Raw genomic sequence first — 14,536 nt, 5'->3', positions numbered from 1 at the left:
CCTATTTCCGTGTTGTGCTGTTCGCCGGGGCGCGGTAGCCGGGCGCGAGCTTTGCGTTTTCGACGCCATACAAGGCCAGCGGGTCGCTGAGCCATAGGCGGTACTGTTCTTCTTTAAGACTGTGATCGGGCGACGCATCAACGCTCCAGCGCAGCAGCATGTAGCCCGCAACCGCTGCGCGCACACGCATGCGTATCGAGCCGTCGGTCATTCCGTAGTCCATCTTGATGATCTCGGGGCGCGCGAGGCGTGGATGCACTACTAGATCCAACTCCACGATCCGCGTCCACTGAATGTCGTTGTCCGGGCGCTCGTTGGCCTTGGGTTCTTCATCGACCAAGGTTGGAGCTTCGATGCGCGTGACGACGAAATCGCGGAACTCGCCCCTCTTGCGATCAAAGGCCCGAACGTGCCAGCGCAGGCCGGTGTCGACCAGGGCGAACGGGACGATGACCCGCTCGGACTCTCCGTTGCTCATCGAGTGGTAGCGAATCGCCACCGGGCGCTTGCCATGGATGGCGCGGCAGATCGGAGCCAGTACGTCCATCCGAGGGCTGCTCAACGCCGCAGGGGACTCGCAGGGCAGCAGCGGCTGCGAGTCGACGTTCACTCCATCGCCAAACCCAAGAGCAAGCGCCGACAAGACACGCTGCGTCGCGTGCTCGAAGATCGGGACGAAAGCCTTACCGATGCGGTAGATCTTGTTGCTGCCGTCGAACTCGATGTTCTGCGGCGCGATTTCCCGATACAGCGCCAAATCGCGCGTTGCCCCGGCAGGGGCCACCCCAAAGCGGTTCGCCAAGTCTGGACGGCCGATTTCACCCATGAAGTACAGGCGAAAGTCGATATAAGCCATCCGCTCGCGCTGGGCATGGCTCAGGCTCTCGACGCGTTGGAGATGCATGGTCAGGCAGTCTTCATCCACATCTGATGGCCGTAAGACCGAAAACAGGAGTCCGATTGCTCATTGGCAGGCGCTCAATATCATCAAATCGATGACATTATCCGGTACTGCTTGTAACTGAGCAAGCAATCGAAATGGACGAGTCGTCGAATCCACGCCCTCAAGGCCCATGCGTTACTATCGGGTTCTGTAAGCGGACGCGGGTTCGGTTCCGTGTTTTCACCACCCGTTTCTCCGGTCGAAATTTCAACTGCTATCCGCCCTGTTAAGTCGGAACCTTCCCATTCGCACATCGCAGATTTCTTTAAACCTATATCACCCACCTGAGCCAGGTCCTGATGCCGCTCCGTTGGCACGTTTCCGTGCTGACGCATTCCGACTCCGGAGTAAGGTGATGATCCCGATTTCCCCCTCGATTACCTGATCGCCTTCGCGATCGCATTCCTTCTTGGCGCGCTCCGGACGTTGCGCTTCGGCTGCCACACCGACAAGAATCCGGCGGCAGGCGGCCCGTGCGTGATCCGCGTTTCTATCTCCATCCTCACGAGCCGTACGATCTGGGGACGACATGGACCCACTCGAACGTCCACCCTACCGAGTTCGCCTGACGGCGTCGCTGAGCCATCAGTGCAACCGCTCACCGCCGGCGTCAAGCACGGGCATCGCTGATACGGCTTCCGGCGCACCGAAGTCGATGAGCCCGTCGTCGTTGTAGGTCTGAACTATGAATTCCAGCACGGACGCGAATCGGTTGACGACGGAGACGAAGTTCCCGGCAATCAGGCCATGCGTGTAAGGCAGCACATAGGCGACCGTCAGGTCTTCATCGCGGTCCAAGGCGAACACGGGCAAAAAGACCTCTTCGTTCAGTCGTCGCGCGAGTGCTTGCTTCCGATCAGCGGGGGCCAGCCGGTTTAAGGGAAGGTACGTGCTGAAGCGGATGAACTTCTGCTCAGTGATGAGAAAAACGCTATAACCGATACCGGTCTCGGTCCGCAGCGAAATGCGATCGGGCTGTACCTTGTACGGCACCAGGCCGCTATCGCGGATATGGGCGACAAGGGTTTCGATGGTGAGCTCGGATTCCGCAAAGATTTTCGGCAAATGTTTCTCCTGATGGTAAGTTCGCTCTACAGATGCGATCCAGCAAGCGACGACACGGATTTGAGGCGTCGTGCCGTGCCGCAGGCGGAACCTTAGGCCCGAATATCCATGAAGCGTGTGATCAACGGTTCGACAAGGGCAAACCCTCGAAGCTGTTGGAGCCAGCGTTCGGGGATGCCATCCAGACCGAACTTGATCCCGGCCAGGCCGCATGCGACTGCGGCCGTCGTATCTGTGTCGTTCCCGAAGCAAATCGCAGCCCGGGTAACATCTTCGAACGATTGCTCTTCCAGTGCCTTGCGTGCCGACCAGATCGTATCAACCACGTAGCCGGTCCCGCGTGCTTCGCTCGTCTTCGAAAAGCTCCTCAGTTCGCCGAGTTCTGCAAGAAGCGTTTTCCGTTCCTGAGGATCTGACCAGTCCTGGTAAATTGCTTCGAGACGCTGATCGGCCCACGACCAAGGGTCCGATAGTTTCTTCAAATACCCGCGTCCGGTGAGGCAGTAGAACGCACAGGCGACCAACGAACGAGGGTGTGCATGTGTCGGCATCGATTGCAGATGAGCGTTTCTTACCAGCTCGCAATCGTTACCGTCATGCCACAACGCCAACGGCAGCACTCTCATCAGCGAGCCGTTGCCGTTATCCCATTCGGACGCGCCACCTGATTCAAGCGCTGGCACGCCATCGCGTAGGCGATCCAGGGCGCGGGCGGTTTGACTGCCAACATCAAAGACGTCGCCGTCGACTGCGAAATAGCCCGTATCAAACCATCGCATCAGCCTGTCCGCGAAGTCTGTTAGTGAGAATTTGCCGCGTTCAATCAGGCTGGCAAGCAGGCACAGCGCCTGCGCCCCATCATCCGACCACGTTCCGGATGGCACGTGGGACCACGTACGCCTGAACGTGGCCGGCATGGTCATTTCAATCTCTGCACGCGGAGGAATCTGTTTCGGATTCTTGAACTCGAATCCCACGCCGAGTGCGTCACCGACTAGCAGGCCGACGAGTCCACCGATAGCTGCATTGGACTTGTGATCTTGCAACAATGCTACGAACCCAATGTTCTTTTCCATCATTTGATCTCCCACGATCGAATTTTTATTTATGGCACATCAAATCTACCGAATCCGGAGATATGAGACCGCGTGTGACAACGGCTCACGTTGCAGTTCGAGATCTCCGGTGACGTTTAGCTGGATCGGTTCGCTATCAAACGTCGGACGGTAGAGGTAGCCAATGATCTTTCCTGTGAAATACGTTCGTCCGTCGTGTTTCGCAAAGTTCTCGGGCACAACCTGTTTCAGATAGGCGAGTTGTTTTCCCCACGGCCATGCCGATATGTCGTCCGGCAGTCGGGTCCCAAATCGTCGATTACCGCCCGTGAGGCAGAACGACGTTATCTGTGTCGGGCGTGATAGCTCCGGGATCACATCGAGGTAAGGTTGAAAAGCTTTTCTCGCCTCAGCTTCCTCACGCTTTGCTACCGCCTCACGCTCCCGCTGTAACATGACATCGTTTTCGGCCATTGCCTGCTTCAGCAGATTTCCCTCGATGGCAAACCGGCTAGATTGAAGTCTTTCTAGCAGCAGGATGTTTCCTTCTCCGCGCTCCAGCAATCAAGTCGTTCTACCGCCTTGGAGAAATTTGCGAATCCAAGTTCCGAGAGGAACGCTTTGGGATCCAATCCAGATTCATCGATCACGTTCAGAAGCAGCTTGCCGATGGGGTTATTGGAATAACGCGCTCTCATAGTTCGATTCTCGCCTTGCAAACGAACCGCTCGTGTTCGGCATACGGAACAAGCGCAGCGAAGAAGCTGGCAATGTGAGGTGGGTCGTAGGCATAAACGGGAAGCAAACCTTGCTTCATCCATTGTGCAGAACGGATTGCGCGAAAGCCGCCGATGACGCCATTCGTGCAGCGTGCTGCAATGGCTTCACGCACGTCTGCGCGCGGTCTGGCGAACAGGAATGATCCGGTACGGATGGTGCCGGGAAGTCCCGTCAGCAGTACGTGATTCTCAGGCGTATCGATTTGAAACTGGAAGCCTTCGAATAGGCTGTCCAGGGAGGCCAGAATGCCCAGTAGAGCTTGCGTCATTTTTCTCTCCATCCCCGTGGTTCGGCGTGCACCGGCCTTTGGGGTAGAGAGGCGTGGCGACGCTTTAGCAGAATTTATGAGTCGCGCTGCAAGTTGTGCTTTAAATCCGCGACATAAACGAAACAAAACCGTCCAAATTGCGCTAAAACGGGATTGACCCTCGCGTTAGCTGCATTTGCAATGCCCTGTCGGCTGAGATCCGAAACGCGGCAGATAAGCCGGATCAGGTCAACCGCGACTCAACGCAATAGCACGAGTTGAGGCGTGGCGTCGGTTGCGGACCAGACAATCGCGTTCTGACCGTATTGCGCACCGAGTGCCTTTGCGGCTTCAAGCGAGAGTCCAGGAACAAGATAGCTTTCCTCGCCAGGCCAGTTGTTCGACTGGTGCTTGCCGATACCGGCGATAGGAGTGAAGCCAAGTCGCTTCAGTTCACACGCCAACGCCTCCTGACTGGCAGCGTTGAACTCGGCACTACAATTCCGGCTAAAGGGATTACATGCAGTGATGAATGCACTGCAATTGACGTCGTGAGCTTTGTGCAGCGCGGCCAACTTCGGATTGATCTCGCCAACCCTTAACGTCGTGGACGCGTCGTCAAAAGCGAAGTATTCCGTCTCCAGGTAAGCCTGGATCGTTTCGCAAGGAATCTCTGAGCCTGAAAACAAAAAACCCTCCGTTAAAGGAGGGTCGACGCGTTACCCGCTTGGTTGCTCTCGTTAGAGCCACATTCGCTTTCGCGTTCCACCTTGCCCGGGGAGGCAGGTTGGCATGGGCGTCGACCCAATTCAGAATGCAGGCCAGATTAAACTACAGACTTCTCCCATCTGTCAAGTCAACAGTACGGGACGATCTTTCTGCGGAAGATGGTGGCCCAGCCACTCGCTAGGCATGTGTCCGGGTCTCGGTCATTCGACAGGTGTGTGACTGAATGACCGAAACGGGTTCGAAATGCGCCGGATGTCATAGCCGCATATCAGTCACCCGTCCCGATTCAAAAAAATAGACTTATATCACCGCTCCGAGCACGGCAGCATCCTGCCGCTCCGCCCGCACAGTCCTGTGCAGACGCAACTCTCCGGGAGCCGTGATGCCTACCTACCCTTCCCCTTTTGAATTTCTGCTCGCATTCGGCCTTGTCTTCAGCGCCGGTGTGCTCACGTCGATCGGCCTGCGCCAGTATGCCCACAGGATACAGCGGGAGGCGACTAGCCGTGCATGACCCTCGCCTTTTCCATCCTCACGGGCCGCATGCCCCGGACGATATGTACCTGCACGAGCACGACGAAGACCAACAGTTCGAGCCGGCTTTCGTCCCGCCACACGTCCGGCAGAGCCATGCCCGGGCCAGCATCCAATCACGCTCGATCCCAGCGTGCCCGAAATGCCAGTCCGATTCTGTCGATGCTCGCCATCGCCCCCACAAGACTGGCGGTGCAATTGGCGCGGTCGCCGGAACAGCCAGCGGTGTCGCGTTCGCCCTGTCCGGCGCGGAAACCGGCGCGGCGGTCGGCGTACTGGTTGGACCAGCCGGCGCCGTGTGCGGAGCCATCGCCGGCGCCGTGATCGCCGGCCTCATCGGCGGCACGACAGGTTGCGCCACCGGATCCGTCTTCGGCGAAGTTATCGATGACAAGGGGCTCGACAATTTCTGTTGCCATGCCTGCGGGTACACGTTCAGTCGGTCCAAAGCATCTACCTGATCCGTAGTTTTTTCCTTCAGCAGTGTCCCCTTCACTTTTCTCTTGCATCTACCCGGCCGCGTGTCGGGCTTTATGCCGTTTACAAGGAGCTATTCATGCGTTTCGTCAAAACGATGGCCTATGTCGGTGAGCGACCATGGCATGGGCTTGGCAATCAGCTTTCCCCACGCCAGCCGATCGAAACATGGGCCCGTCAAGCCGGCATGGACTGGCAGATCGAATCGGCTGAGCTCCGCTATGTCGCCGGTGGTTCCAGCAACCTCGGATCGATTCATGCATTCCCCGAACAGCGCGTGCTGTATCGCTCGGATACCAAGGAACCGTTGTCGGTCGTGTCATCGCGCTATCAGGTCGTGCAGCCGATGGACATCCTGAACTTCTACAAGGATCTCACCGAGGTTGGCGGCTTGAAGCTGGAAACCGCGGGCGTGCTCAAGGACGGCAAAAAGGTGTGGGCCTTGGCTCGCACGGGTCAGTCCGTCACGCTCAAGGGCAAGGACACGGTCAACGGCTACCTGCTGCTCGCCACCGCCTGCGACAGTTCGATGCCGACGACGGCGCAATTCGCGTCGGTTCGTGTGGTGTGCAACATTCCACGCGACGCCCCACGGGCTGCGCATGATTTTGCTCGAGTGCCGCCGGCGTGCTGATTCGCCGCAGAGAGGAGGTGCTGACCCCGGCTGCCTCACACGCATACTGCGAAGTATCATGCGCACGACCTGACATTAGCGTACAAGAGCCGTTCCTAACCCAGATAAAAGAAAGCCGGCGCCCAGGGATCCGGACACCACAAGCGTGGCCGCACAGCTATACCCTGTTTCTGTGCGACGGCCCGATGTTGCAAATTCCTCTGCTCACAAATCCACTTTCACCGCACCGACTGCTTCTACAAACGCATCACGACAGGCCTTCTTTTGAAAGTTGGCCAGCGCCTGCGTCTTCATCCGAACGACTTGCCATGCCTCCAGCAGTCCAGCCCGAGCGCTGTCCCACGACCCCGGTGCGTGATACACCGCCACGAAGCGGTACTTATCGCCTTTACAGGTGAAAGCACTGCACCCATCGGAATGCTCTCCTTCCCATGCGTCCATCGAGACGTGGGGAAACTCATGGAGTTGCGATAACGGCAAAACCGGTCTTTGTCCTTTCGAAATTGGACTTGCAGCTAGTTCCCACAACATTTTGGGTCCCGCAAACACGCTGCCCCCCGAAATTGCATCGTTCAGGTCCAGATAAGCCTGCAAGCGGAAATGCTCCGCTCCGTTGGTGCTCAAACGCAGGACACCGCCTTCCAAAAACTCAAGGGGTGTCACGGTCAGTCGGCGCTCCGCAGAGTCACCGCCCTCCTCATACAACGCGTCCAGAACTGCGTCGAAAGCCTCCGAAAACCATGCCCGAACCCCGGCAAGCACCTGTCCACAAACCATCAGATCTTCGTGTTTCATATTGGAGATGTCACCGCCTTTAGCTTTGTTGAGTAATCGCGAAACGCGCAGGTCACCGCCGCCGGAATAGGCCGCGCTCAACGTATCAACAGAGGGAAAAGCGCACCGCGACCGATACGTAGCCTCCACATGCACGGCCGCGTTTGTAACCAGACTTCGGTAAAAAAATGCCACCCGTCCTGCGTGCCCAGCGAGTTGCGCGAGCAGACGCCACTCGGCGCCGCCGGCCTCGCGCACCATGGCCGCGAACCAGATGATGCCCGCGTCCTCCATCAGATAACCCCATCGCCGCTCGCCGTTTTGCCCTGCAAGCCATCGCGGCACGTTTTTCCCATCTTGGATCTCGCGCACCGCGTCGGTTGCGCATACGGCTGCACGCAGCAACCAGAACTCGCCGCCGATCGACTCCAGCAGCACCTTGCCGGCCACGCTCCCAGCAGCGGTGAAGGCGAACGACACGTCTACCTCGCACGCAACCGTGTTGCGCGAACGATCGAATGAGAACCGGCTGTCGGGTACGTGACGCACGCCCCATGGACCGCCGTCGCGTAGCGCCGTGGCCGAAGATCCGGCCAGATCGGCAGTGAACGGAACCAGAACCTCTTCCGTGCACCGGATCTGCGGATCCTTCGCGGACGCTCTCGAGAGCCGCAGGACATTCGATCCGCTCGTGACCACGCGTCGCACACGCGTGCTATCGAACGCAGGCAGGTACACGGTCGATTCCGGCAAAGTTTCGTCGGCGAGTTGCGTTGGCCGCACGGTCTCGCCCGCGTGCTTGTGCCGGATCCCGCGCGGCAAGGCGATCGGCACCGCCACGTCGCCGTCCTGCACAAACATCGCGCTGTCGGGATAGAACACTGCATCGCCACTCTTCGCGCCCGTCGCGGCCGTGACGAGTATCGAATCATCGGCGTCGAGCGAGTTGACATCGAGTTCGCCGATTTCTTCCTTGCGTTTGCCAAGATCCATCCGCAGGTCGCTGGCGATCTTCCCCCTAATTACGCGGTCTACCTGATAGCGGTCAAGTGTACCGTCGAGATACGGGAATGCCACACCGAGGCGAGGCAGCCCTTCAGTTGTGCCCGGTTGCGCGCTCGCGTACTTTTCGATCCGTCGCCCGATCAGGCTCCCGAGGCGGTCGATCCGTCCGATACGCTGCTCAAGGTCGCCCGACGTCCACGCGACACCGTAATGCACGATGTTGTCGCAGAAGAGGTGCATGTCGACGCCTTCCTTGAGTACGTCCGTGCAGACAAGTACATTCGGGTGAGTGGGAAACTTGAACTGCGTAACGGCGTTCTGGTTTTCCAGCCGGCTCGATCGTCCAATCACCGGCGACATCAGGCGAAACGCCATGTGAACGCGTTCGCGGCAAATTTGCTCCCAGTCGACCGCCGTTCCGCCGCGCAAACATTTATCGACGATCAGGTCGAAATGCTCGATCCAGCGCCGGAACTTCTCCTTCCAGTTGGCGATATACGTCGCCAGCCCATGCAATACCGACGTCTGGGCGTTCTCGAGCATCCACAGCAGCTTGTCGGGCAGTTCGGTTGCACCGTCAGGTGTGTTCGAGACGTGCGTGTTGAGCATGTAGAGATCGATAATGAAGTCGGTCTGCCGCATCGACTGCAGTACGCACAGTTGCAAGGCGGCGAGCTTCCACGCATCGGGCGACGAATGCGTAGTGTTTGCGAAAAGCCACCCGTGCGTGTTGTCGGCGCGAAGTTGGGTCACGCGTTCTACGCCCAGAATCGCCGCCAGGAAACGCAGCCAGCGTTCACCGTTCTTTACCCAGATTGCTTCGTGCGCATGGCCTGATTCGTCATTGCTGTTTTCCGGGCGTTTCAAAAGAAATCCGCGCAGGGGCTTCTGCGATGGATCCTTCGCGCTCAGAAGTCGCGACCCGAATGACACCAGCTTCCCGTGGTGCTCCTTGATACCCGAGGCCCGTTTCAACGCTTCGAAGTAAGGCAGGCTGACCGCATCGCGAAACTGGCTACCGCGGACCGTTACGCCTGAAGCGCCGAAATCGTCGTCCTCGTCACCGTCGAGCGACTGCGTGGGGATGTCGATGCTGTCCTCGTCAATCACCTCGCCTGAGTCATCCACTCGGTTCCACCAAGACGCACCCGAATCCCATAATGACTTGCTCCGCTGCTCGAAATCCGGTTTGACGAGCAAGGCTCGCCACACGGCAATCCGCTGATCGACCTGCTGCTGGAACCGCACGTTCAGCAGATCGCGAATCTCCTCGACTGTGTCGATGCGACGGACAAACACCAGCGTCTTATCGTTGCCACCGTCTTTCAGACTGTGCTCGAAGAGTTCGTCGGCGGTGCGGTTCAGCTTGGCGTGAGGCAACGCGACAGACTGAGATGCGAGCGGTTGCGCGCGGTTCTGGGGCGTCATCGCTTTCACGAAACTGTGATTCAGATCGTCGATGACGGTCCGGTCCAGCGCCACGTTCGGCTGGTCGTTCTGCTTGCCCTGCTTGCCGTCGCGAGCCGCCTCATACTCGCGCGCAGCCTCAGGGGAGGCCACGGCAGCCGCCCTGCGTCCGATGATCCGCCCAACGGACGTCGAGAGCGACTCGAACGACGCGCACTCGCCCTGCCGGAACCTGTTCTGCTTGCCCGCAAGCGCGCCGACCAGCTGCTTTTGGACGAGTGCCATGGTCAGCGAGAGGAACGGATCGTCGGCGCCTGAATGCCGCACGCGCTTGTATTTCCGGTACTGGATTTTGCCGTAACGATTGTTCTGGCTATCAGCATAGGTGCGCGTGCGACGCACCATCATCTGGCCGAGCAGTTCCACCACGTCGGGCTTGGTGCCGGGCTGCGAATCGAGCTGCCACGTGACGCGACTGCATCTGGCCTGATGTTCGCAATCTCCGCAGTCGCGGGGGATTTGCACGGCGCGCTCGCGACCACCGGCTTCAGCGACAGACACCTTGCGGCATAAATAGGTGTCGAGGCTCCTGATATCGCGCGTGCTGGAGTGCAATGGCGTGGCGCTCATGAAGAGCCAGCGGTCGACATGGCGCCGAAAGATCTGGGCGATGTGCTGATTTTGATAGTTACCCGTGTGACGCAGGTACTGTGCTTCGTCGAAGATTACGAGGTCGAGTGGCTGGTTCGGCCTCGGTTCGCAGTTTTCGTCGATTGTCGTGCCGTTGGTCAGCAACGCTCCAATGCGTCGACAGTAAGCCGCGCCGAGCGCGTGTGTCGCGTCCTCCTTCCACGTATCCGACCGCTCGAAGAAACTTTCAGCGATTGCCTTTTCGTCCTCATCCAGCTCCCCTGAGTCCGCCACGCCGACGAGCGCCGCATATTCCGCCAACATCGATTCGGGATTGGCGCCTTTGAGCGTGAGCGGCCGGCTGAAAGACGAATACCGCAGCAAGTGAATACGTGCATCACCGAGCCGCATCGCTTTGATGAAATCGCGCAAGTTGTGGTGGAAGTGCAATTCCTCGAGCTGGCTGGCGTCGGCGGAACTGAGGAGCCGATCATCCAGCAGCGTATAGCAGGTGCGCAGGAACTCCGACCATTCGCTTTGCCACTGGCGCTGCAGCGTAGCGCTCGAACAGACGATTACCACCCGCGAATCCGGCTTGCGCAGGAATTGCGTCGCGATTATGCCCATCGCCTGACGCGTTTTCCCCATGCCGACTTCGTCGGATAGATAGGCGAAACCCCTGTGCTCGAGAAGATGCCAGAGTCCGGCGACACCTTGGCTTTGCAGCTTGGCCTGCAGACTGACCATCGCCGAGCGTGCCGCATCGTGTCCGTCGAAGTCGATGTACGACCGCACCATTCCCGCAGTCAATCGGGCAGGGATAAGGTTTTTGTTATTCGGCATGCGCTACTCCGGTTTCCTGACTGAACTCCTTGCTGATCTCGTGGTGGAACCAACCGAGGAAGTCTTTGACCCGCTCGGGCGTCGGCGTCCCGAACATCGAGATGAACGATGGTGAGTTGCTGAGCAGTGACACCATGTCTTCGTGAAGTTCGTCGATCTTCTCGTCGATATCCTTCCGGAACGACGGGCTTGACACATACTGTCCGGTCGCATCCAGTCGATCCACGACGTCGCGCATTTCCGTCAGCTGGATATACCGGCCGATCTTTTCCTCGGGGGATGTGGCAGGTTGTAGCGTTATTGCGCGGTACAGATTCGTCGCACCATATGGCGCCTGCTTGTCATAGGGATCGCGCTTCTTACCAGCGCTGCGCGGCTTCTGGTAGTACTCGAGCAACTTCCACGTGCCTTGGAACAGGCCGAAGAAATCGAACGTCGGCTCGGCCGGTTCCCTCTTCGCCGTCGCCACCGCCAAGGCCAAGCGCAGCGCGTTCACGCGTCTTGCTATCTGGGGCATCGGGATTGAGACTGCGCAAGAGTTCGAGAACTTTCTTCAAGCGCGGACGCGGCTGGTAGCCGAGTTCGTCGGGCAACGCGTTCATCTGCGTAACGAGACCTCGAAACGTCGCCGTGCCATCTTTACCAGACGTGTATGAGACGGAAAACGAACGCACCGGCTGGGCGCCCTTGAACGGCAGGGGCGGCATCGCCTGCGTTTCGCCTGCCGGCGTCACGGCAAACTGATGCTGGAAACCATCGACACGCAGAACGATATCGCTAATCGATTGGTCGCTGGTAATGGTCAACTGAGCGCAAAATACGCGCGCCCTCCAGTCACACAGCACGATGGCATCGAAAGGCGGGAGAGGCGGCGCGTTGTCTTCGTCTTGTCCCGGCTCGGATGGTGTGAGTTCGCCTTCGCCCAGCGGCTGAAAGCGGTGATTCCAGAGATCGGGAGCATTCTTCAGGTCGTAACGAAGCATCGCCTCGACGTTTGCGAGCGACTGGCCTTGAGGCGCAAGCATCGCTGCCTGCGTGAAGTTTGCAGAGCCAATGCACAGCACGCGCGCTTTGTTAGCGTCTTCGAGCATCAGCGCTTTAGCGTGCGTGTAGCGCTCGCCGTCCTTGCTGAATTTGCGAAATCCACGCAGATAACCGGGCGACGCGCTGAGCGTTTCGACTGGGAACCGGTACCTGCCGTCGGCATTGAGCGACGGCACGAAGAGGCATTCCTCGACTCCGAGCTTTTGAACGAGCGTTTCGACGCCGCTCCAGTATGGAGATACTACTGTCGCGGAGCGCCACGGCCGCGGTCCTTTTAACGTGTTAAGCAACGAGTGTCGCGTATCGCGCTCAAACGGCAGAGACAGATGCAATGTCGGCATGTCTGCGGTGTCGGGCGCGAGTTGGCTGACGTCGGAGAGCGCTTCGAGCAGCGCCGCGAGGATCGCGCGCACATCGCCTTCTTCCTCGTGCGGTTGGCCACCGGCAAATGCGAAGTGGCCCTCCGCCTGGCTGGCGAGCCATGCGAGCAAAGGGCGCAACTCATCGGCGTGCTGGCGTGCCACGGCGGTCATGCCAACGACCTCGCGATTCACCGCCCAGCCGGACAGCGTGAGATTGCCGCTGCCAACGGACAGCCACAAACCCTTTTCCTGCGTTTGCTTTAACGTGCCGGCCATCAGCATCAGCTTCGGATGGAAGCGACCTTCGGGGAGTCCGACAGGCAGCAAACCGTAACGCATATCGCCTTTCGGCTCCGGGCACGTCGAGCGATCGCAGGCAACCAGACACTTGATGACACTCAGATCTTCGTTGATCACATAACGCGTTTCCGATGTCCCTTTCAGTTCATCGACGGTATCGCCTACCAGCAGCGGCAACACATTTGCCTCGAAGAACTGCGACACGAAGTTAAATGTCGTGAAGAGGACGTAGCGAGGATGGCCCGTTGAAAAGCGGTCGCGAATATGTTCGAGCGTGCCGCGCATCACGGGATCGATCCTGGCTGGTGCTGCGCTCATGCCGGCTCTCCAAAAACTTGCGCGTAAAGATTAGACGCGGTGTTGAGGTAGTAGTCGTTCATCCACGGAAAGCCGTCAACGAGCCGCTTTTTCGCGTCCTGCGGATCGCGGTCGCCTACGACCGGCAGCACGATGACGTCGCCTTCGATCACCACCAGCGGATCGCGCCCGCGCTCGGTCATACATCGCTTGTGATAGTCCAACAGCTCGCACGTGAAAGCGATCAGACACGCGCGGTGCGCGGCGGAATTCGCGGCGGGAGCGCTGGCTGCGAGGATGTCGGCGAGCATCTGCATCTGCTTCATCCGAGGTGTTTCGAGCTCGCTTCCGAGCCACTGGAAGGCCGCAGCACGCTCGCGCATCTGAGAGAACACGTCTTCGAGTTCGCGTGCAAGTTGCTCAAGTTTCTTGCCCGGCGATCCGCGCAGAAAGTCGAAAACGTCCTGCATCACCAGGAGGAACGGCTCGCAGCGAAGCACGCAGTCGATGTCGTGCGCCAGTTCTTCTGATTGAAGACGGCGAACACGCTGTTCGAAGCGCAAACCCTCCATCTCCGATGATCGTCTCAGCGCGAGAAAATCGCGCGCAAGTGCTCGCTGGAATTCCTGACCGAACAGGCTCTCCTGCAGCGTGTGCAGGAGGGTACCGTTGTCGAAGATGCGATTGAGCGCCTTCGACAGCGCTGTGCCGTCAAGGTAGCGATCCGGCACGAGAGCGGTCTTCGCATTCGAGAGAGGGCCTGTCAGCGCGCCGAGCAGTTCATCGGTGGCTTTCGGAGTCCAGTGACGATTCAGCTCTTTGCAGACTTCGGGCTCGACGTTCCAGTTGTCGTCGACCAGACCGGCGCGTCGACTGCTACCTCGGTAGTATTGGTACAGGCCATTCGCGACGGTCTTGCCGGTCTTGGTCGTCACATAAAAGTTATTCTGTTCGGCAGCGAGCGTGTTGTTGCCAAAGCAGTAAGGGCGACCGTTATGATAGAGCCAGTATTCGACAAGACCTTCCATTAGTCTGAAAAACTTGCGGGCCGCGTCGTCGCCGGCCAGTAGGGGCCGAAGCTTCTCTTGCTCATTCGCGAGCCACTGAATCAGGACGACGGCCTTGATACCGTTGACTTGCCCAACAGGCGACGCCACGTGAGGAACCAACTTTCGCCCGAACGCGCTCCACACCGGCAAGAGCCCGAGTGGATCGCGGCCGCCGGACGAGCGGCTTAACGCAGGATCGGGTTCCGTGAAGTAAGGCAAGCCGATGGCGATGCCATCGGCGGCGGTACTGCGGTCGAGTTCAGTCATCGAGAGGGGATCGGATTCGTGGCGGAAAAGGGGCAATCGATACGGCTGCTGGCGTCGCCGAGTAGACGTAGGCAAACCGAAATCACCACTACAT

11 protein-coding genes, 1 pseudogene and 1 riboswitch are annotated in these 14,536 nt (G+C 58.9%); of the genes and pseudogenes, 1 reads left to right on the top strand and 11 read right to left on the bottom strand.

What is annotated here, in order from left to right; genetic code table 11:
• Position 1: 1 nt before the first annotated feature.
• From ABIE53_RS02555 to ABIE53_RS02525, 7 genes are all read right to left on the bottom strand, one after another.
• Positions 2–904, bottom strand: a complete 903-nt coding sequence (locus ABIE53_RS02555) for a helix-turn-helix transcriptional regulator (RefSeq protein ID WP_192700090.1) — start codon at positions 902–904, stop codon at positions 2–4.
• 624 nt (positions 905–1,528) lie between these two features.
• Positions 1,529–2,008, bottom strand: a complete 480-nt coding sequence (locus ABIE53_RS02550) for a YbjN domain-containing protein (protein ID WP_192699977.1) — start codon at positions 2,006–2,008, stop codon at positions 1,529–1,531.
• A 92-nt stretch (positions 2,009–2,100) separates the two neighbouring features.
• A complete protein-coding gene (locus ABIE53_RS02545; RefSeq protein ID WP_376914547.1) occupies positions 2,101–3,087 on the bottom strand; it encodes an ADP-ribosylglycohydrolase family protein in 987 nt (328 codons plus the stop codon).
• 42 nt (positions 3,088–3,129) lie between these two features.
• A complete protein-coding gene (locus ABIE53_RS02540; RefSeq protein WP_192699976.1) occupies positions 3,130–3,627 on the bottom strand; it encodes a hypothetical protein in 498 nt (165 codons plus the stop codon).
• Positions 3,628–3,757: 130 nt separating this feature from the next.
• Entirely contained in the window at positions 3,758–4,111 is a 354-nt protein-coding gene (locus ABIE53_RS02535; RefSeq protein ID WP_192699975.1) for a hypothetical protein, read from the bottom strand.
• 239 nt (positions 4,112–4,350) lie between these two features.
• Positions 4,351–4,779 (bottom strand): DUF3293 domain-containing protein, encoded by a 429-nt coding sequence (locus tag ABIE53_RS02530; protein WP_192699974.1) that lies wholly within the window; start codon positions 4,777–4,779, stop codon positions 4,351–4,353.
• A 28-nt stretch (positions 4,780–4,807) separates the two neighbouring features.
• Positions 4,808–4,913, bottom strand: a riboswitch (SAM-I-IV-variant riboswitch).
• A 556-nt stretch (positions 4,914–5,469) separates the two neighbouring features.
• Positions 5,470–5,772, bottom strand: a complete 303-nt coding sequence (locus ABIE53_RS02525; RefSeq protein WP_192699973.1) for a hypothetical protein — start codon at positions 5,770–5,772, stop codon at positions 5,470–5,472.
• A gap of 137 nt (positions 5,773–5,909) precedes the next feature.
• On the opposite strand from ABIE53_RS02525, the pseudogene ABIE53_RS02520 reads away from it, so the two are divergent.
• Positions 5,910–6,404: pseudogene (locus tag ABIE53_RS02520) on the top strand (DUF932 domain-containing protein); the annotation flags it as partial.
• A 264-nt stretch (positions 6,405–6,668) separates the two neighbouring features.
• On the opposite strand, the gene ABIE53_RS02515 reads toward ABIE53_RS02520, so the two are convergent.
• From ABIE53_RS02515 to ABIE53_RS02500, 4 genes are read right to left on the bottom strand one after another with little or no spacing between them, the layout of a single operon-like run.
• Complete coding sequence (locus ABIE53_RS02515) at positions 6,669–11,123, bottom strand: helicase-related protein (RefSeq protein ID WP_192699972.1); 4,455 nt, start codon at positions 11,121–11,123, stop codon at positions 6,669–6,671.
• Positions 11,113–11,520, bottom strand: coding sequence for a hypothetical protein (locus ABIE53_RS02510; protein WP_376914543.1), 408 nt, complete (start codon positions 11,518–11,520; stop codon positions 11,113–11,115). Before ABIE53_RS02510 ends, ABIE53_RS02515 begins: the two co-directional genes overlap by 11 nt.
• A complete protein-coding gene (locus ABIE53_RS02505) occupies positions 11,483–13,147 on the bottom strand; it encodes a phospholipase D-like domain-containing protein (protein ID WP_376914541.1) in 1,665 nt (554 codons plus the stop codon). Before ABIE53_RS02505 ends, ABIE53_RS02510 begins: the two co-directional genes overlap by 38 nt.
• A complete protein-coding gene (locus tag ABIE53_RS02500) occupies positions 13,144–14,442 on the bottom strand; it encodes a hypothetical protein (RefSeq protein ID WP_192699970.1) in 1,299 nt (432 codons plus the stop codon). Before ABIE53_RS02500 ends, ABIE53_RS02505 begins: the two co-directional genes overlap by 4 nt.
• Positions 14,443–14,536: the final 94 nt, after the last annotated feature.

Origin of the sequence: Paraburkholderia sp. OAS925, assembly GCF_040543975.1 — a bacterium.
In the GTDB taxonomy this organism is placed as follows: Bacteria; Pseudomonadota; Gammaproteobacteria; order Burkholderiales; family Burkholderiaceae; genus Paraburkholderia; species Paraburkholderia graminis.
This window is presented reverse-complemented; position numbering and strand designations above follow the sequence as displayed.

Excerpts from the sequence above, each read along its gene's own strand:
- ABIE53_RS02555 (WP_192700090.1), bottom strand. The coding sequence starts at position 904 with ATGCATCTCCAACGCGTCGAGAGCCTGAGCCATGCCCAGCGCGAGCGG.
- ABIE53_RS02545 (WP_376914547.1), bottom strand. The coding sequence starts at position 3,087 with ATGATGGAAAAGAACATTGGGTTCGTAGCATTGTTGCAAGATCACAAG.
- ABIE53_RS02535 (WP_192699975.1), bottom strand. The coding sequence starts at position 4,111 with ATGACGCAAGCTCTACTGGGCATTCTGGCCTCCCTGGACAGCCTATTC.
- ABIE53_RS02525 (WP_192699973.1), bottom strand. The coding sequence starts at position 5,772 with ATGGCAACAGAAATTGTCGAGCCCCTTGTCATCGATAACTTCGCCGAA.
- ABIE53_RS02515 (WP_192699972.1), bottom strand. The coding sequence starts at position 11,123 with ATGCCGAATAACAAAAACCTTATCCCTGCCCGATTGACTGCGGGAATG.
- ABIE53_RS02505 (WP_376914541.1), bottom strand. The coding sequence starts at position 13,147 with ATGAGCGCAGCACCAGCCAGGATCGATCCCGTGATGCGCGGCACGCTC.
- ABIE53_RS02500 (WP_192699970.1), bottom strand. The coding sequence starts at position 14,442 with ATGACTGAACTCGACCGCAGTACCGCCGCCGATGGCATCGCCATCGGC.